Here is an 18,533-nt window from a genome sequence, read left to right on the forward strand (position 1 = left end):
GGGGTTACAGTCCGAGGATTTGTATCACTTGTTGAGAATCAATGGAAGCCAATCGTCAGCCGCATTGAGCCTTGCGCCGCAGCCATACTTTGAGCTCGCCGTGGACGGCGGCGCCTTCGAGCAGGATATCGGTTTCCTTGGGATGTGGTCCATCGGGATAGAGATCGGAGCCATGGACAAGATGGATTTCATCCCCGTCGATGCTGAGCGTCCCATCGCGCGGCGACCGGCGCATGAAGGCCTCGGCCGTACGCCGCATCTTCGCAAGCCGGCATTACCGCGCAGCCGCCGTTGTGCTGGGGCGCATCCGGTATGCACGTGTCGCAACAGATCCTTCAAAGAAAATCGCGGACTTTTAGCACTCTAAACCGCTGAGAATATGTACGTTGAGCCTATCATTTGGGCTGCGGGTCGAGACCGTGACGTATCGGAAACGATCTGCGATGCGGTCGGGCGTATTGACCTCGTCGGACGGCAAGATTGCCTCTGAAAGAGTGGGAGGACGCCAAATGGAGGAAGTCAATACAAGGAGTGCCGGCCGATGATGACACTGGTCAGGCGCCTAAAGGCCGCGGCTCATCTTGATCGACTTCGAATCCTGGGACTTTGTGCGCATGCGGACCTGACCGTCTGCGAGCTAGCAGAAGTTCTGAGTCTGTCTCAGGAGCACGCGGTCGCACACGTGCGCCAGCTCGCCAGAGCCGGCTTTCTTCTCGGCAACGAACATCGCCCCTGGCCTTCGTACCACCTCGAAGCAGGAGGCTCGGACGGCGGCTTGGTTCAATTGTTGGTTGATCTCCTGCCCCACGGCGATGGCCATCACAGACAAGACCTACAGCGCCTGGAGGCGATACAGGGCGCGCGGTCCAAGGTGGCCGCCTGCTTGTCCTGAAACTTAGTCCCAATGGAGCGCGAAGCTGATATGAACAATTCGACTGGCGGCGCCATCGCGGAGCTTGACACTTGCGAGTGGCCTCACCTGGCTGTCGCAGATTCTCGCGTTCACGAGCTGCTTTTAAGACAGGAGCGCCAGGAGCGGACGACCCTCAAACTTATCGCCTCCGAGAACTTCGCGTCCTCGGCGGTGCTGGAAGCGACCGGGTCTATTTTCACCAACAAGTATGCCGAGGGATATCCCGGCGCGCGCTACTACGCCGGAAACGAGATTGTCGATGAGCTTGAGAACCTCGCCATCGAGCGATTGAAGGCGCTATTCGGCTGTGAACACGCCAACGTGCAGCCTTATTCCGGCTCGCCGGCCAATCAGGCTGTCTGTCGAGCGCTGTTGTGTCCGGGAGACAAGATGATGGGCTTGACCCTCCCCGGCGGCGGGCATCTGACGCACGGTTGGGCCGTCAACTTCTCTGGCACTGACTATCAGCGAGTTCCGTACGGGCTGCACGAAAAGACGCAGCAGATTGACCATGACCGCTTGCGCGAGACGGCCAAGCGGGAAGGACCGAAGCTCATTTGGGTCGGCGGAACTGCTTATCCGCGTATCTTTGATTATGAGACAATGGCCGAAATTGCTTCGGAGGTGAACTCCTATCTGGTGGCCGACATCGCCCACATCAGCGGCCTCGTTGTCGCAGGAGTGCATCCGAATCCTGTTGGCCATTGCGATGTGGTCACCAGCACCTCTCACAAATCGATCCGCGGCCCCCGCGGTGGCTTCATCTTGTCAAGGAATGAAGACCGCTATCAGGCGCTCTATCATTCCAAGAGCAAACACAATCTGGCCAAACGGATAGACCGTGCCGTGTTCCCTCTCCTCCAGGGCGGACCGCATATGAATACGATTGCCGCGCTAGCTGTCGCTCTGCACGAAGCAGGGAATCCGTCCTTCCGCGTGTACGGTCAGCAAATCGTCAACAACGCCAAGGCTCTGGCCCAGGCGCTTCTGGAGCGAGGCTATGAACTCGTCACCGGGGGCACTGACAATCACATGCTGATCCTTGATCTTCGGCACCGGCCGCTGTCCGGGAAAGCCTATGCCGAGCGCTTGTCGCAAGCAGGGATCATTACGAATTTCAACATGGTGCCGGGGGACCCGCGCCATCCCGCGCTCACCAGCGGCATTCGGTTAGGCACGCCAGCAGTGACGTCTGTGGGCATGCGCGAGGCGGAAATGCTGCAGATTGCCGCTTTCATCGACCTGGTTTGCCGCCAGCCCGATGATTCGGACGTGCATGCCCGCGTCCGCAGAGACGTTGCCGACTTCTGCGCTGCGTTCGACGTGCCTGGCATCTCCGACAGGTAAGACAGCCAGATCAAGTGTCACACCTAATTCCAACGTTTGAAGCGAGGACATTCCATGACCAGAAAATTCGTGTTCTCTTCCGAATCCGTCGGCGCGGGACATCCCGACAAGATGGCCGACAATATCTCAGATGGCGTCCTCGATGCGATCCTTCGCAAGGATCCCAAGGCTCGCGTTGCTTGTGAAGCGTTGGTGAAATCAGGGATGGTCGTTCTGGCTGGCGAGATCACCAGCCACGCGCAGATCGACTACAGCCAAGTTGCCCGCGATATCATTTTGGACATTGGATATGACGACGATGCGATCGGCTTTGACGGCCGGCGTTGCGCCGTGATCTTGGCCTTGACCGAGCAGTCGCCCGACATCAGCCAGGGCGTCGACGAGGGACGAGGGCAAGATCTCGAGCATGGAGCGGGGGATCAGGGCCTCATGTTCGGGTACGCGTGCAACGAGACCGAAACATTGATGCCGTTGCCAATCCAACTTGCTCACGATTTGACAAGAAAACAGGCAGAGGTGCGCCAAACCGGACGCCTTGGCTGGCTTCGCCCGGACGTTAAATCTCAAGTATCCGTCCGTTATGAGGGTTTGCGCCCGGTAGCACTTGATACCATAGTCCTGTCAACGCAGCACGACGAAGAGGTCTCACAAGCCACGGTCCGCGAAGGCGTCATTGAGGAGATCATAAGGCCGGTCTTGCCCCACGACTTGGATACGACCGGGATAAGGTTCCTGGTCAATCCAACAGGCCGGTTCGTGGTCGGTGGGCCGCGCGGCGATTGCGGGCTTACCGGCCGCAAGATCATCGTCGATTCCTACGGCGGTATGGGGCGTCACGGCGGCGGTGCCTTTTCGGGCAAGGACCCGTCCAAGGTTGATCGGTCGGCCGCCTATGCGGCGCGGTACGTTGCAAAAAACGTCGTTGCCAGCGGACTGGCGCAGGTGTGCGAGGTTCAGCTTGCTTACGCGATTGGTGTGGCCGCGCCGGTCTCTATCCTCGTCAATACATTCGGAACCGCAAAGATTGATGAAAAAAGGATCGAGCGCGCCGTCCTTGAGCTTTTCGATCTCCGGCCGAAAGGCATCATCAAGGCGCTTGATCTCTTACGGCCGATTTACCGCAAGACCGCGACATACGGACACTTCGGCCGCGAAGAGCCGGAGTTCACCTGGGAAAAGACGGACAGAGCTGACGACCTGTTGCGTGAGGCAGGACCGGCAGCTGCGTGATGCGCGGGTATTGGATGCGTCGGCATGGGGCGACCCATTCCACACTCGCCAAAAACACGCCGGCCCCGGCGTGGCGAGAAGCCGGCTCGGGTTTTTGGCGGAGACATTGATGCCGACCTATGACGTGCTTTGTATCGGTAATGCCATTGTCGACATCATCGCCCAGTGCGACGAGGCATTTTTGGAGAGGAACGGCATCATCAAGGGCGCGATGAACCTGATCGACACGAGGCGCGCCGAGCTGCTCTACAGCCGCATGGGTCCGGCGATCGAAGCTTCCGGCGGCAGCGCCGGCAACACGGCGGCGGGCGTCGCCAGTTTCGGCGGCCGCGCCGCCTTCTTCGGCAAGGTCTCGAACGACACGCTCGGCGAAATCTACGCCCATGACATGCACGCGCAAGGCGTCGCCTTCGACACCAGGCCGCTCAATGGCGAACCGCCGACGGCGCGCTCGATGATCTTCGTCACGCCGGACGGCGAGCGCTCGATGAACACCTATCTCGGCGCTTGCGTCGAACTCGGTCCGGAGGATGTCGAGGCGGACAAGGCGTCAGGCGCCGCCGTCACCTATTTCGAGGGCTATCTGTGGGACCCGCCGCGCGCCAAGGAAGCAATTCGGCAGACGGCGAAGCTGGCGCACGCGGCAGGCCGCGAGGTCTCGATGACGCTGTCGGATTCGTTCTCCGTCGACCGCTACCGTGACGAATTCCTTGAGCTGATGCGCTCGGGAACGGTCGACATCGTCTTTGCCAACAGCCACGAGATCAAGTCGCTCTACGAGACGTCGTTGTTCGACGAGGCACTGGCGCAGATCCGCACGGATTGCAGGATCGCCGCCGTGACCTGTTCTGAAAAAGGCTCCGTTATCGTGCGCGGCGACGAGACCGTCACCATCAATGCGACCAAAATCCGCGAGCTGGTCGACACCACCGGCGCCGGCGACCTCTATGCCGCCGGCTTCCTCTACGGCTACACGCAAGGGCGCAGCCTGAAGCATTGCGGCGACCTCGGCTCGCTGGCGGCCGGGCTGGTCATCCAGCAGATCGGGCCAAGGCCGCGGCAGAATTTGCGCCGCGAGGCTGAGCAGGCGGGGCTGTTGTAAGGCAGCATTTCGGCCACGTATTGCCCACCTTCCGTTGTGCAGGCTGTCCAGACAAGCGCGTGTAAATCGAACGTACCAGTCCGAGAAGGAAGCCGGTTTTCTCCAAATTTCAATTTTGCAGGCTTAGGAACGTTGTCGCACTTCGGGCCAGTACTGCCGCCCGATCATCAATGGCCAACACGCGCCATTTTTGACGAAGGTCGTTTTGAGCCGGGATCGTACAATTGACAGATGCCCGAGCGACCAGGCACAGCCTGCGCAAACCGGAGAGTGGCGCAAATGGCTCAGCTCTACCCGCGACCTGCGACTTGGGAACACGGCAGGTGAACGGTTCACATAAGCACATAAATATGTCTTTATACGGCGACAACAAAGGGAGCTACTGCGATTGTCGGCGCGGAGCGTATTTGCCAAGCGCTCGAGAATCCAGGCTGACACGCTCGGCCTGCCGCCGTTCCCGACGACGACGATCGGGTCCTTCCCGCAGACGCCCGAGGTGCGCAGGGCGCGCTCCGCTCATGCGAAGGGCCGGCTGAGCTATGTCGATTACCAGGCCTTCTTGAAGAAAGAGACCGAGGCGGCGGTCCGCTGGCAGGAAGAGATCGGGCTGGACGTGCTGGTACATGGCGATTTCGAACGAAACGACATGGTCCAGCATTTCGGCGAGCAGCTGTCCGGCCTCGCCTTCACCCAGCATGGCTGGGTGCAAAGTTTCGGCTCCCGGCTGGTGCGCCCTCCCCTCATCTTCGGCGACGTATCGCGGCCCAATCCGATGACGGTTCTCTGGTGGCAATTTGCCCAGTCGCTGACGAAAAAGCCGGTGAAGGGCATGCTCACAGGCCCAGTGACGATTCTTAACTGGCTTTTGTTCGCGACGACGTACCCCGCGCCGCCTGCCGCCAGATCGCACTCGCCATCCGCGATGAAGTGGCCGACCTGGAAAGAGCTGGCGCAAGGGTGATCCAGATCGATGAGGCCGCGTTTCGCGAAGGCTTGCCCCTGCGGAAGTCCGATTGGAAACATTATCTCGGCTGGGCAGTCGAAAGCTTCCGTCTCGCTTCAACGGGGGTAGAGGACGCGACCCAAATTCACACCCACATGTGCTATTCGGAGTTCAATGAGATCATCGACTCGATCGCTGAACTGGACGCGGACGTAATCTCGATAGAGACGTCGCGCTCCAAAATGGAACTGCTAGACGCCTTCACCAAGTCCAAATATCCGAACGAAATCGGTCCTGGCGTCTACGACATTCACTCACCACGTTTCCCGGAGATCGGCGAGATATTGCATCTCGCCCAACTTGCCCGCGAGCGTCTGTCGGACGGCCAATTGTGGGTGAATCCGGACTGCGGCCTCAAAACAAGGAAATGGGAGGAGGTCCGCGCTGCCCTCATCAACATGGTCGCTGCAGCACGCGCGCTGCGGGAGAAAGTGCAGGCGCAGGCCGCTGGGCCACTGTGACCGGCAAACATGTGACCAGCGGGCTTCGCGGATTGAATTCAAAGCAGAAGGAACGCCATCGAAAAGCCGCGCACTGCTCGAAGACGCGTGCGAGGCCCCACCCTTGTCGTCCAGCCGAAGGTCCGCTCGACGACTCAGCGGCGGGCAGGATCTGGAAGCGCTTCTGGTCGTCCGAAGGACGGATGATTTCGCCACGAAATGAAAGGAAGACGGCTTTGTCCATGAGCTGCAGCTCTCACAGGCGCCAGCGGCCAACAGACATTTCACCGAGGGGCAACGCTTGAGGATGCCGCCTGAGCACCGGCACCATCGAGATAGCGGCCGATCCAGTCGAGTCCGTTACAGCCGGACTCGTCGCTTCGATGACGTAGCTTCGGTTGCACAATGGATGTCCCGGTCGCGGCCCGACGTACGAACCCGGGCCTCAGCGCCAACCTAAGGAGACCGACGCACCTTGGGTTGGCCCCTACTGTCGGGTTTGTCGAGTTAGCGACACGGCGATGTTCGGCCCGGCGTGTCGCCGCGCTTTCAGTGAAGCCATTGATAACGTGCAGAACAGTTTTTCTGAGGCGCTTCCTACCCAGTTGGCACGACTCTTGATGTTCTAGTGGTGGCGGCATACGCGTCCGACCGGCATCGCTGATTCATGCTCTTATTCAGCACTAGAAGGGGCCAACAATGACGACCGATATCTCGGCCTATGGTGTTACCGAATTAACTCCTGAAGAAACAACTTTAACGTCTGGGGGATTTGTACTCCCATTGATAATTGCGCCAATTGCAAGTATACTCCTTTTGGCAGGAGGAATCGCGGCGTCAATATGCATCATTATACGTGGTATAAAGAACGGTTGGCATCCCGCTCAGTGATGTTTTCAGCTTAATACGAATTAACACAGACATCGCACACAGGTCGACACCGAGCCTCCTCTCAGCGTTTTATACTCTTCAAACAGCCTGCTACACCGCCGGGCGCATCCTCTCCCGACGATCAGGATGATCGTTGGTCATTATTGGCTGTTGGCAGGTTTGCCGCGTCTGCGACGCGGTGAGTCCGGCCCGGCGTGCCGCCGCGCTCTCAATTAAGCCGCCGAAACAAAAAAGCATAAGCGCTGTTCCTGAGCTTCCTGTGCAGTTGGCACGACTCTTGATCTTGTCGTTGTACGGCGGCACACGCCGCCGAGCGTGCATTACTGATTCATCGTATTATTTTGAGCTCTGGGAAAGGAGAAAACAAATGAAGGCGGAAATGTCAGCTTATGGTGTGACCGAATTGGCTCCCGAAGAAGCATCTGCAATTTCGGGAGGGATGTTTTGGGCAATAGCTTTCGCGATTTTGGGGACGTTCGGCCTTGCAGCTGTAAGCATAGGGGCAAAAGTCGCCGACCCAAATCACTGATTCACCCTTACATTTCAAGCTCTAAGAGAGGAGAAAAAATGAAGACCAATATGCAAGCCTATGGTGTGACCGAGTTAACGCGCGAAGAAGCATGTGCAACGTCCGGAGGGTGGTTCTGGCTGGCGTCGGCAGTATTTGGCGGAGTTGCTGCGATAGCACTGGGTATAGCAGCCGTGATAACATATATTAAGCACCATTAAGAAGATCCATAATATTCGCGCCGCCTGGGGTTGACCTCGGTCACCTCGAGGCAGATGTCGCCTGGTTTGTCGTATGCGTGATGTACGGCCGACGCACTCTCAGTTGGGTTTGGAATACGCTACAGAACGCCTTTTTGGCCTCTATTCTCGTAGTCGGCATGGGTATTGCCGTCTTTAGGCGCGGGGGGAGTGCTGCCGATCGGCAGAAGATCGCCGACATTCATCATTGAATGTTTTTGAAAAGGAAAACAATGGATATCGACATATCAGTATACGGCTTGACCGAGTTAACCCGAGAAGCGGGATCATCAACTTCCGGTGGTTTTTGGTTCATAGCCTCAGTTTCTGCTGTAGGATTCGTTGGTGTAGTACGCGCCGAAGACATGGTGGATAATTGGCAACATCATAGATCAACATCATTGTGACCAGCGAGACCGTGATCAACATCTCACTCATTTCTGAATTCGCCAACTGCACTTCAGAGAGCATCCTTTCTCGAGGATCAGGTAGATCTTTGATCATCTACAATATTATTTTGCTCTCTGTGGCTGCGGCGCTGGTCTCTCTGCCTTTCATCACAGTAACGGTATCATTCCTAAGTGCCGGTATTATTCGACCCACCGTCGAGAAGACGCCCCTGGTGGCGCCGGTCTCCGGACGCATCTCCCGCATCCTTGCCGCCGAAAACGATCTGGTTGCTCAGGGGCAAGAGATCCTCGCCCTCGATGATGGGGTGGTTGAGGAAAAGCTCAGGGCGCTTAAAGGCGATATTCGCGCGAAGAGCGATTTTGCCAGTGACCTAGAAACCCTGATCTCCTCCGGCACGCAAGCCAAGGACCCGATCCACCTCTTGACCGAGTCAGCCACGGCCGAGCGCGCCCATTTCCTCAACCTGCTGCGGGAGAACCAGTATGCTCGCGGTAATGCGGCTGCGGAACTCGAGCGTGCTAAACGACTGCTCTCCGCTGCTGTAGCACCGGCAAAGGCCGTTGAAGAAAAAGCCTTCGCACTTCAGAACGTTGAGATCCAGGGCGAGATCCTCGCCCGGCGCAAATTCGCCGAATGGAACCAGCAGCTATTCGACGTTAACCTGCGCCTTGAGGAACTCACGGCCGCCTTGCATCAGCTTGAGAGCGAACGGGACCTGACCCGCATTCGAGCACCCGTATCGGGCGCTCTCGAGCAATTCTCGGGCCTCAATTCCAGCAGCTACGTCCAGGCCGGGCAAACCGTCGCTTGGGTTTCGCCGGATGGTGAACTGGTGGCGGAAATCTTCGTTTCCCCCAATGACATCGGCTTTGTGCGCCCCGGCCAGTCGGTGCGTCTCCAAGTGGATGCCTTCAACTACAATCAATGGGGTGTCATTGACGCGACGGTGCTCGACGTGGCGCACGACTTCACCCTGCACGACGGGACCCCGGCCTTCAAGGTCCGCTGCGCGCTCTCTCGCCGCCATCTCGCCCTCAAGCACGGGGTCATCGGTAACCTGAAGAAGGGCATGACCGTCCGGGCTCGCTTCCTCCTGGGCGACCGCACTGTCCTGGAACTCCTGTACAGCGAGGTCGACGATTGGCTCAATCCGCTCCTGGCGAGCCACTGATCCTTCATTTTCCAAACAATCAGCGAGCTGCCATGTCGAGCAAGGTCATCAAGTTCAAGCAGCGCGACATCACGGATTGCGGGGCCGCCAGCCTTGCATCTGTCGCGGCCTTCTATGGCTACAAGCTGCCATTGTCGCGTATCCGCCAGTATGCCTCGACCGGCCGCTCCGGCACGACTGTGCTGGGCCTCATAGAAGCGGCTCGGAAGCTGGGCTTCGTTGCCAAGGGGGTAAAGGGTGGCTTCGACAGCCTATACAAGATCCCCAAGCCCGCCATCGCGCACGTAATCGTCAACGAGGTCCTGCATCACTTCGTCGTAATCCAGGCGATCAATGCCAGGTGGGTCATCGTCATGGACCCAGCCTATGGTGAAATCCGCAAGCTGGCGCACGAGGAATTCAAAAAGCAATGGACTGGCGCCCTGGTGCTCCTGGTTCCGGCAGACACCTTCAAGCGCCGCGACGAGACCAGCTCACCCCTAGGTCGTTTCGTACGTCTGCTTGCGCCACACAAGGCGGCGATGGCGCAGGCTCTCGCGGGGGCCCTGGTGACGACGATCCTCGGCCTCTCGACGGCCATTTACGTCCAGAAGATCGTCGATCATGTGATTACAGCGGGCAACCGAAATCTGCTCAACCTGATGAGCGTCGCCATGCTGCTGATCTTGGTTGTACAGGTCGTAATCAATCTCCTCAGAAACCTGCTCGTCCTGCAAACGGGACAGAAAATCGACGTTCACCTAATCCTTGGCTATTACAATCACATCCTAAGCCTGCCTCAGAAGTTCTTCGACACGATGCGCATGGGCGAAATCATTTCCCGCATGAACGACGCGGTGAAGATCAGGAGCTTCCTGAACGACGTCTCGATCAACATGTTCGTCGACGTGCTAATGATACTGTTCTCGTTAGGGCTGATGTTCATCTACTCGTGGAAGATCGCGTTGGTCGTGGCGGCCTCCATCCCGTTGTACCTCTCCGTCTATTGGACCATCAACCGGCTGCACAGGAATCGACAGCGCGCCATGATGGAGAACGCTGCCGAACTTGAAACGCAACTGGTGGAGTCACTCGGAGCTGTCTCCACGATCAAGATCTCCGGCATGGAGAGCTTCGCGAACTTTAAGGTGGAGACCCGCTTCATCAAGATGCTGCATTCCGTCTACAGCTCCGGCCTGATCTCGATCTTTGGAGACAGTAGCTCGACTTTCCTCGCAACTCTATTCACCATCGTGCTGCTGTGGTTCGGAACGACGCTTGCCCTCGATCAAACCATCACGCCCGGCGAATTACTGTCCTGCTACACCTTGCTGGGCTATGTCACCCGGCCGGTTGCCAGTCTGATCCAGACCAACCGGATCGTTCAGGATGCTTTTATCGCGGCGGATCGCCTGTTCGAGATCTTCGACCTGGAGCCGGAAAGCGGTGGCGGCATCAATGCCAACAAATCCGACATTGGCGACATCCACCTGGAGAAGGTCACGTTCCGCCATGGTAGCCAGCTCGAGCTTTTCCAGGATCTTAGCGTCACCTTCCGTCGGGGGGAAATGACAGCGGTGGTGGGGGAAAGCGGCTCGGGCAAGAGCACCCTTGCAGCGCTGCTGCAGAATGTCTACCCGCTTGAGGGTGGACACATACGGATAGGCCGCTATGCCCTCCAGGACCTGTCGACCGTATCCCTGCGCAAGGTTGTGGCTGCGGTGCCGCAATCGGTCGACGTGTTCTCGGGCTCGGTGATCGACAACATCGCCCTTGGCGAGTTCGAGCCAGACGTCGAAAAGATCCTCCAAATCTGCGATCAAACAGGGCTGCGGGAGGTGATCGAGCGCTGGCCCGGTGGCTTCCAGGCCTATCTAGGCGAAAGCGGCGTACGCCTCTCCGGGGGCGAGAAGCAGCGCCTTGCGTTGGCTCGGGCTCTGTATCGGGATCCGGAGATCCTGATCCTCGACGAAGCAACCTCCTCTCTCGACTCGGTCGCCGAGGCGTTTGTCCTGCGAGTGGTTGAGGATCTGCGTCGGGCCGGCAAAACCATCGTCATCATCTCTCATCGACTCAGCACCATCCGTTGCGCCGACAAAATAGTGGTCTTGGACAAGGGGCGGGTTGTTGCGGAGGGAAGGCATGCTGATTTGGTGGCAACTGAAGGCGCTTACGCTCGCTTGTGGCGAGTGCAAACCGAAACCAGCTAACAGCTTCAGGTGAGGACATTGCAGAATCCCACGACCAAGCATGGCTTCGCGCTGGTGGGCTCATCAGAACGCCATCGGAGCCGTCGGGAGCGCTGAACCGCCCGTCGGTCGAGCGGTCAAAGAAGATCGGCTCCCGCTAGGCTGTGTAGAAGCGGTGAACCTCCTGCCCTGCCGGTAGCTTCACCAGCTGGGGAAGGCGCCTGCCAGGTCTGCGGGAGGAAGTGGCCCGCTCACGCTCCCTGCTCAGGATGCCGGCAAGCACGGTGGCGATATGGCGGTCCGTGCGGTCGAGCGGTTGGTCGCACCACCCTACGTGTAAGGAGATTCTGATGTCGAACATGATGAAGGCGCTGGTCAAGGCCAAGGCGGAACCCGGCATCTGGATGGAAGAAGTGCCGGTGCCGGAAATCGGCCCGAACGACGTTCTGATCAAGATCAAGAAGACCGCGATCTGCGGTACCGACGTCCATATCTACAATTGGGACCAGTGGGCGCAGAAGACCGTGCCGGTGCCGATGGTGACCGGCCACGAATTCGTCGGCACTGTCGCCGACTTCGGCGCGGCGGTCACCGAGTACAAGATCGGCCAGCGTGTTTCGGGCGAAGGCCACATCGTCTGCGGCCACTGCCGCAATTGCCGGGCGGGCAGGGGGCATCTGTGCCGCAACACGCTCGGCGTCGGCGTCAACCGGCCGGGCGCCTTCGGTGAATATCTGGCGATCCCGCAGCACAACGTCGTGCCGATCCCCGACGATGTGCCCGACGAGATCGCCGCAATCTTCGATCCGCTGGGCAATGCGGTCCACACCGCACTGTCCTTTGATCTGGTCGGCGAGGACGTGCTGGTCACCGGCGCCGGGCCGATCGGCATCATGGCTGCGCTCGTCGCTCAATGCGTCGGCGCGCGAAAGGTGGTCATCACCGACATCAATCCAGTGCGGCTGGCGCTGGCGAAAAAACTCGGCGTCCAGCATGTGGTCGACGCGTCGAAGGAAAAGCTGCGCGATATCATGCCGGCGCTCGGCATGACCGAAGGTTTTGACGTCGGCCTCGAAATGTCGGGTGCGGCACCCGCCTTCCGCGACATGATCGACACCATGAACAATGGCGGCAAGATCGCCATTCTGGGCATCGCGCCGACCGGCTTCGAGATCGACTGGAACAAGGTCATCTTCAAGATGCTGCATCTCAAGGGCATCTATGGCCGCGAAATGTTCGAGACCTGGTACAAGATGATCGCCCTGGTGCAGGGTCCCCTCGATGTCAGTGGGTTGATCATGCACCGGATCGGAATTGATGATTTTCAAGTAGGCTTCGACGCGATGCGCAGCGGCAGCTCGGGCAAGGTGGTGATGGACTGGCAGGGCGACTGGTCGATGTGACTTTGCGGAGGTGCTGACGGGAACGCCACCCTGGCTGCCGTCGATCTCCCCGCGAGGGGCATCGCTGGTGCAAGGCAGTGGCTCCTGCAACCAACGTGCGACGCTCATTCGTGCCGCGACGTATCACGGCCCAATCGGACGGCTGCGCTTGTGGCCATTCTCCCAGATCGGTCAAGGAATGCTCATTGGCCCCCGACGCGACCGCCTTGTTTTCCCAATGCCTAGGATCGAGGTCGAGGTGTTGTGGGCGTTTCAGTTGGCAAGATGGGATATGTGATCTCCGGTCGCTTTCCGGTCAGCGAATGAAGGAAGGCAACCAGCTGATCGATTTCGATTTGCGTTAGCTGTTCGCCAAGCTGGGTGGTACCCATGATAGCGACGGCCTCTCTCAGGTCCCAGACCTTGCCCGAATGAAAGTATGGCGCGGTGATTGCTACGTTGCGCAGCGACGGCACGCGGAAAACATAGGAATCCTCGGGTACATTGGTGACGGCAAATCGTCCCTTGTCGTTCTCCGGCAGAATGTCGGCGCTAGGCCTCTCAACGACGCCGAATGGATAATAGCCTTCCCCACCAATATTGACACCGGAATGGCAGGACGAGCAGCCCTTTTCGATAAAAAGGGCCAGGCCCTGTTTCTCTTTGGGACCGAGGGCGGTCTCATCGCCATTGAGGAAGGCGTCGAAGGGGGCCGGCGTGACCAGTGTCGCCTCGTAGTCTGCGAGTGCATTGACTAGGTTGTCGAGGGTGATGGGATTGGCCTCATCCGGGAAAGCTGAATGGAACAACTCCACATATTGCGGCATCGATTTGAACGTCTCGACCACTCGATGCGGTGTGTTGGCCATTTCGACACCGGCCTGTATCGGCCCTTTGGCCTGAGCTTTCAGGTCTTCGGCGCGACCGTCCCAAAACTGTGATTTGTTGAAGACAGAGTTAAACACCGTCGGCGCGTTGCGCTGCCCCTTCTGCCAACCATGGCCAATCGAAGTTTCACGATTGTCGTCGCCCCCAGTGGCCAGGTTGTGGCACGAGTTGCAGGAGAAAACGCCTGAGGACGAGAGGCGTGGATCGAAGAACAGTGCATTGCCGAGGGCAATCTTCTCGGGCGTGCTCGGGTTGTTGGCGAGCGCCGGCGTGAATGGCAAGGGCTTGAAGGTGGCCAGTGCCGTTTCTCTGAGGTCTGGCGGAATGGACTGCGCAGCAAAAGCTGTGGCTGCCACAAGCGCGACAGCCACCGCAGGGAATAGAATTTTCATAAATGGAGTCCTTACGATGTGCACGGAAACCATTCTCCACATGCGGCTTGCGAACGCCCTGCGCTAGATCAGCGGATCGAGGGAATCGTGCCTGCCGACCAAGCCAATCGAGCGGCGGCAACAGTAACTGCGGTGTATCCATCGCCCGACGGCGGATTCCATTGGTGGGCGCGCGCAACCGCTGTTTGTTCGCCTGAGGTTTGGTCGGTTCCGTGGCCTGTCGCCACATGCTGCCGCAACGCCAACCTGTTTCATACGCGCAGGGTTTTCTGCCCCCAGCGAGTGCACGGCTCATGGTGCTTTACAAGCTTTCTGCGTCTTCCTTTTGCAATTCAAACGGACGAGATCGGAACGGAAAGGCGGATACTGGCGCAGTTAGGGGACAGCGACTACCAGGCAGATCAGTGTCACGACCGCGTGATGTGGTGCTATAGACCTCAATCTTGGACGAGCAACGAACAATCCTGTCGTGACATTTGTTGCTTTCACCGGAAATCACCACTAGAAGCGACGCTCCGCAGACCAATCCACCGGAGAGTTTTATGCCAGAAGAAGACTTCAAAAACATCGACAACCTCATCCAGCTTACCGCCGATGTTGTCTCAGCCTATGTTTCCAACAATCCCGTTCCGGTGGGGGACCTATCTGCCCTGATCGGCCAAGTGCACGAAGCTTTGAAGGGCACGGCGGCCGGTCGCGTCCCGGCACAAGAGCCGACGGTGTTGACGCCGGCGGTCCCGATCAGAAAATCGGTGACGCCGGACTATATTATCTCCCTTGAGGACGGCAAGAAATTCAAATCGCTAAAGCGTCATCTGTCGACCCATTACGGGCTGAGCCCTAATGAATATCGCGCCAAATGGGGTCTGCCGGCGGACTATCCCATGGTCGCGCCGAACTACGCGGCTGCGCGCTCTGCCCTGGCCAAGACAATGGGACTCGGCCGCAAACCGAAAGAGCCTGAAGTCTCGGCGCCGGAGAAGCGGTCCAGAAAGAAGGTACCAGCGTGACTTCCTCATCCAGACCCGCTGTGGGGCTGGCGACTCGATCGGCATGATGTGAGCGAAACATCGAAAGGCGGGATCAAATCCCGCCTTTTCCTTGCACGGTGTGATTACACGGCGCGAAGCGGAATGGAACTGACATAGCGCAGAGACACAGGATACCGCAGCGGTAAAAGGACCAACTTTTCAGCTTGGGACGGAAACCGTTGCAGACCTCTATCGTGAAAGAATATCGCGAGGCTCTCCTGCCTTGGTACACCATCTATCCGACTGTAGCGGAGTTCACCGCCAGCGTCGGGGCCGAAAGCTATGAGGTATGGCTAAGAGGTCTGCCAGCTGACGATTCGGTGTCGCTCTATCTCCACATTCCGTTCTGCCAATCGATCTGCTGGTTTTGCGGCTTCCCGACCACGATTGCCCGCAATCAGGGGCCGATCCTCAACTATCTGGACGTTCTGCGCAACGAGATCCGTTTGGTTTCGGAGAAAGTGCAGCAGGGGCTCGTCGTGAATGACGTGCATTTCGGCGGTGGAACCCCGACCCTGATCGGGGCAGCCGAGTTCCTGGACACCATAGAATTCCTGCGCCGCCGCTTCGCGTTCAGGGAGCCCGCTACGATCGCCGTCGAAATTGATCCGCGCACCTTCACGGCCGAGATCGCCGAAGCGTTGGGAGCAGCGAACGTGAGCCGCGCGAGCCTCGGGGTGCAGAGCTTTGACCCGATCGTCCAAAAAGCGATCAACCGGGTCCAGAGCGAGGCGCAGACGGCCGCTGCCGTCGAAGAGCTGCGCCGCCATGGCGTAAGCGGCATCAACTTCGATCTCATTTTCGGTCTCCCGAACCAGACGGTAGAGTCCTGCGTCCAGACTGCGGCGGCGACTGTCGCCATGCGTCCCAACCGGCTCGCGATGTTCGGCTACTCCCACATTCCATCGGTGATAAGGAATCAGCGCCTGATCGAGAAGACTGCGCTGCCGGACAGCGTCGCCCGCGCCGAACAGGCTGCCGCCGTGGCAGAGACACTGGTTGCGGCCGGCTACCGTGCGATCGGCCTCGATCATTTCGCCTTGCCGGACGACGAACTTACGCTGGCGCAGACCAGCGGTCGGCTACGGCGTAACTCGCTGGGTTACTCGGCCGACACCTGCAAAACTGTGATTGGTTTCGGCGCGTCGGCTATAGGGCGGGTCGGCGAGGGTTACGTCCAGAACGAGGTGACACGTGAGTCCTACAGCCGGCACATAGCAGCTGGCTGTCTGGCGACTTCAAAAGGCTACCGGCTGACAGACGAAGACCGCGTGCGAGCCGCAATCATCGAGCGGCTGATGTGCGATTTGCAGGCCGATGTGCCGGCAATTGGTGCGGCCTATGGATTCGATCCAACTCGCCTTCTCGATTCGGCTGCTGATCGCTTGGTGAAGCTGGCCGAGGATGGGATCGTGGACATCGAAACCGGTTTCATCCGGGTGCGGCATGAGCATCGTTTCGTAATTCGCGCTGTTGCTGCCGCATTCGATGCTTTTGTCGACCGGGTTGTCCCATAAGCATAGCCAAGCAGCGTGAGGGGAGCCAACGCGATAAGCTCGTGCCAAACGGCACGCTCGTAAAACTGCCGCAGGCCCCGGTCACGGCACCCCTTGGCGGATTGAAGTGTTTGACCTTCCGAATGGAGGAGTGTGCGGCCGATAACGCATTACAACCTTACAACGGTGACTGGTTTTGCGAGATGTCCGGCCGATCGACATCTGTGCCCATGAGTACCACCGTTTCGCAGGCAAGAAACTGGGCGGGAACGACAAGTCGTCGGCGCGATGATCTCGTCCATGGCGCGCGGTATTACGTGTACATCGCATCAGGTTCGATGCGGCAGCCCCTTGTTCGTCAGTGATGAGGATCAACAGTTTGGGTTATGGACGGAAACTAGTTGGCCATAGCTAATAGCGACGTGGGTACGATCCGAGAATTCTCAGGCCACCAATCTCCGCCAACGCGGCCAGCGCCGGGTGCGTCAAAACGTGGCCTGCGACATCGATGACATAGTGATGGGTGTCCAGCCGCTCGCACGTCGGACGCTGATAGACATTGAGAACGGCTAAATCGTCCTTCGAGAACCTGTTCAGGACACAACTGAAATTTTGTTCTGAAGCGCGGAGGTGAAGTGTCGTCCGGTGAAATCCTGAAGGCGCTGGGGTCCTGCGCCCGAGCACCCACCACCGCGTAACGTTATGCAGCCCTTCTTCAATTCCTGTTCGCAATATCTGCAGATCGTACAGCTTGGCACCAAGCGCAGGACCGAATGCCGCTACTGAGGGAGACTTTTGCTCAGCCACGAATGATGTCGCTCCCCTACGGCTCTCTCGCTCGACGTTGGGCATGTTCTCGTCGAGCCACCCGGCCACCTCCTGCAGGGCCACGGGGTGGCCCACCACCTTAGTGATCATCGAGAAACTCGCATCCTTACTGGCCATGAGACTGTAGCTCAGGACTTTCGGGTACTCAGCGATGATCCTGGGAGATGTCAGGCGCATGACTTGGTCGAGGTAGGGAGTGGTTCCGACCAGAGAGGTCGTGGCTGGGACGCATGCAACGTCTGGCTTGATGGGTCCAGGTCCCCTCAGGGCCAATGTAGCCTGCCCTCTTGATTCCGGAGGTGTCGATGGCTGGAGGCTGGCTGAATTGCTCGTTCATTCCCCGGCACGCTCGATCGAGAATGCGATAAGCATCTGCTGCAGAAAGTAAGAGGGCTGTGACCCGCCCCTCTTCGCTTGCAACATCTTGTGGCAGTAGAACTTAGCAGCTTGGTACAATCCGCTGCCCCAGTCGGCGGGGATCCGTGTTCTTGCCCGCTCCTAGGCGCGGTCAGTGGCACTTCTGCCCGGCTCTTGCCGGGCAGAAGCAGAAAAAGGTCAGCCAGCTTTGCTGAGACTGCCAGCGGATGATTTGCCAGTACGGCGGTCCTGTTCGACCTCGTAGTTGATCTTCTGGCCCTCATTAAGGGTCGAGAGGCCCGCTCGTTCGACAGCGGAAATGTGGACGAAAACGTCCTGACCTCCGTTGTCAGGCTGGATAAAACCGAATCCCTTGGTGCTGTTGAACCACTTCACCGTTCCAGTCGCCATAGCGTATTCCTTTGTAACAATTCAATGTAGGCAGGCCATAAGCCAGGTCCGCTTCATATCCGAGACTTTAGGGCAGCAAAAGCTAAAATAGCAAAAGCCCGGTCAAATCGCTAAAGCGGCTCGCAAGCTCCATCATGACCGCCTGTCGCGGACAGCGTCTCCCGCGCTGGCGCTCCGAATGGCAAACACAAGTTCTGAAACGCTCCGGTAAATTCCAGAACCGCGTCTATCGCTGGTTTGGAGTCCTGTTAGGGACCTGCGATCGGCCGATGTGAGCAAGAGTACGCGGACGACCAGCAACTACGGGCGCGCTGACGCCACCATC

General features: G+C 58.6%; 14 protein-coding genes and 1 pseudogene. 11 read left to right on the top strand and 4 right to left on the bottom strand.

The window, feature by feature from the left end; all coding sequences use genetic code 11:
- Nucleotides 1-55 precede the first annotated feature (55 nt).
- Entirely contained in the window at nucleotides 56-259 is a 204-nt protein-coding gene (locus AC0L25_RS00655) for a hypothetical protein (RefSeq protein WP_473492014.1), read from the bottom strand.
- Between the two features lie 282 nt (nucleotides 260-541).
- Between AC0L25_RS00655 and AC0L25_RS00660 the strand changes: the two genes are divergently transcribed.
- The 9 genes and pseudogenes from AC0L25_RS00660 (at nucleotide 542) to tdh (ending at nucleotide 12,826) form a co-directional block, all read left to right on the top strand.
- Complete coding sequence (locus AC0L25_RS00660; protein ID WP_473593755.1) at nucleotides 542-892, top strand: ArsR/SmtB family transcription factor; 351 nt, start codon at nucleotides 542-544, stop codon at nucleotides 890-892.
- A 30-nt stretch (nucleotides 893-922) separates the two neighbouring features.
- Nucleotides 923-2,260, top strand: coding sequence for a serine hydroxymethyltransferase (locus tag AC0L25_RS00665; RefSeq protein WP_473593812.1), 1,338 nt, complete (start codon nucleotides 923-925; stop codon nucleotides 2,258-2,260).
- Between the two features lie 54 nt (nucleotides 2,261-2,314).
- Complete coding sequence (gene metK / locus AC0L25_RS00670; RefSeq protein ID WP_473593756.1) at nucleotides 2,315-3,490, top strand: methionine adenosyltransferase; 1,176 nt, start codon at nucleotides 2,315-2,317, stop codon at nucleotides 3,488-3,490.
- A gap of 109 nt (nucleotides 3,491-3,599) precedes the next feature.
- A complete protein-coding gene (locus AC0L25_RS00675; protein ID WP_473593757.1) occupies nucleotides 3,600-4,592 on the top strand; it encodes an adenosine kinase in 993 nt (330 codons plus the stop codon).
- 397 nt (nucleotides 4,593-4,989) lie between these two features.
- A pseudogene (gene metE / locus AC0L25_RS00680) lies at nucleotides 4,990-6,056 on the top strand (5-methyltetrahydropteroyltriglutamate--homocysteine S-methyltransferase); the annotation flags it as partial.
- Between the two features lie 1,003 nt (nucleotides 6,057-7,059).
- Nucleotides 7,060-7,455: a hypothetical protein gene (locus AC0L25_RS00685; RefSeq protein ID WP_473593758.1), complete on the top strand. Its 396-nt coding sequence runs from the start codon at nucleotides 7,060-7,062 to the stop codon at nucleotides 7,453-7,455.
- A 714-nt stretch (nucleotides 7,456-8,169) separates the two neighbouring features.
- Complete coding sequence (locus AC0L25_RS00690) at nucleotides 8,170-9,255, top strand: HlyD family secretion protein (RefSeq protein WP_473593759.1); 1,086 nt, start codon at nucleotides 8,170-8,172, stop codon at nucleotides 9,253-9,255.
- A gap of 32 nt (nucleotides 9,256-9,287) precedes the next feature.
- A complete protein-coding gene (locus AC0L25_RS00695) occupies nucleotides 9,288-11,444 on the top strand; it encodes a peptidase domain-containing ABC transporter (RefSeq protein ID WP_473593760.1) in 2,157 nt (718 codons plus the stop codon).
- 329 nt (nucleotides 11,445-11,773) lie between these two features.
- Complete coding sequence (gene tdh / locus AC0L25_RS00700; protein WP_473593761.1) at nucleotides 11,774-12,826, top strand: L-threonine 3-dehydrogenase; 1,053 nt, start codon at nucleotides 11,774-11,776, stop codon at nucleotides 12,824-12,826.
- Between the two features lie 221 nt (nucleotides 12,827-13,047).
- Here tdh and AC0L25_RS00705 read toward each other — a convergent pair whose 3' ends face one another.
- Nucleotides 13,048-14,085: a cytochrome-c peroxidase gene (locus AC0L25_RS00705; RefSeq protein ID WP_473593762.1), complete on the bottom strand. Its 1,038-nt coding sequence runs from the start codon at nucleotides 14,083-14,085 to the stop codon at nucleotides 13,048-13,050.
- A gap of 542 nt (nucleotides 14,086-14,627) precedes the next feature.
- Between AC0L25_RS00705 and AC0L25_RS00710 the strand changes: the two genes are divergently transcribed.
- Both AC0L25_RS00710 and hemN read left to right on the top strand, forming a co-directional pair.
- Nucleotides 14,628-15,095: a Ros/MucR family transcriptional regulator gene (locus AC0L25_RS00710; RefSeq protein ID WP_473593813.1), complete on the top strand. Its 468-nt coding sequence runs from the start codon at nucleotides 14,628-14,630 to the stop codon at nucleotides 15,093-15,095.
- Between the two features lie 200 nt (nucleotides 15,096-15,295).
- Entirely contained in the window at nucleotides 15,296-16,633 is a 1,338-nt protein-coding gene (gene hemN, locus AC0L25_RS00715; protein WP_473593763.1) for an oxygen-independent coproporphyrinogen III oxidase, read from the top strand.
- Nucleotides 16,634-17,023: 390 nt separating this feature from the next.
- On the opposite strand, the gene AC0L25_RS00720 is transcribed toward hemN, so the two are convergent.
- Together AC0L25_RS00720 and AC0L25_RS00725 are read right to left on the bottom strand one after the other, a co-directional pair.
- The gene (locus AC0L25_RS00720; protein WP_473593764.1) at nucleotides 17,024-17,713 is read right to left on the bottom strand and encodes a prephenate dehydratase domain-containing protein; all 690 of its coding nucleotides are present in this window, start codon (nucleotides 17,711-17,713) and stop codon (nucleotides 17,024-17,026) included.
- Nucleotides 17,714-17,995: 282 nt separating this feature from the next.
- Nucleotides 17,996-18,208, bottom strand: a complete 213-nt coding sequence (locus AC0L25_RS00725; RefSeq protein WP_008874821.1) for a cold-shock protein — start codon at nucleotides 18,206-18,208, stop codon at nucleotides 17,996-17,998.
- Between the last annotated feature and the right edge of the window lie 325 nt (nucleotides 18,209-18,533).

This window comes from Mesorhizobium sp. WSM4813, assembly GCF_055811555.1.

What these genes read in the sequence shown, in the direction of transcription:
- AC0L25_RS00655 (WP_473492014.1), bottom strand. Translation starts at nt 259, where the DNA reads ATGCGGCGTACGGCCGAGGCCTTCATGCGCCGGTCGCCGCGCGATGGG.
- AC0L25_RS00660 (WP_473593755.1), top strand. Translation starts at nt 542, where the DNA reads ATGATGACACTGGTCAGGCGCCTAAAGGCCGCGGCTCATCTTGATCGA.
- AC0L25_RS00665 (WP_473593812.1), top strand. Translation starts at nt 923, where the DNA reads ATGAACAATTCGACTGGCGGCGCCATCGCGGAGCTTGACACTTGCGAG.
- metK (WP_473593756.1), top strand. Translation starts at nt 2,315, where the DNA reads ATGACCAGAAAATTCGTGTTCTCTTCCGAATCCGTCGGCGCGGGACAT.
- AC0L25_RS00675 (WP_473593757.1), top strand. Translation starts at nt 3,600, where the DNA reads ATGCCGACCTATGACGTGCTTTGTATCGGTAATGCCATTGTCGACATC.
- AC0L25_RS00695 (WP_473593760.1), top strand. Translation starts at nt 9,288, where the DNA reads ATGTCGAGCAAGGTCATCAAGTTCAAGCAGCGCGACATCACGGATTGC.
- tdh (WP_473593761.1), top strand. Translation starts at nt 11,774, where the DNA reads ATGTCGAACATGATGAAGGCGCTGGTCAAGGCCAAGGCGGAACCCGGC.
- AC0L25_RS00705 (WP_473593762.1), bottom strand. Translation starts at nt 14,085, where the DNA reads ATGAAAATTCTATTCCCTGCGGTGGCTGTCGCGCTTGTGGCAGCCACA.
- AC0L25_RS00710 (WP_473593813.1), top strand. Translation starts at nt 14,628, where the DNA reads ATGCCAGAAGAAGACTTCAAAAACATCGACAACCTCATCCAGCTTACC.
- AC0L25_RS00725 (WP_008874821.1), bottom strand. Translation starts at nt 18,208, where the DNA reads ATGGCGACTGGAACGGTGAAGTGGTTCAACAGCACCAAGGGATTCGGT.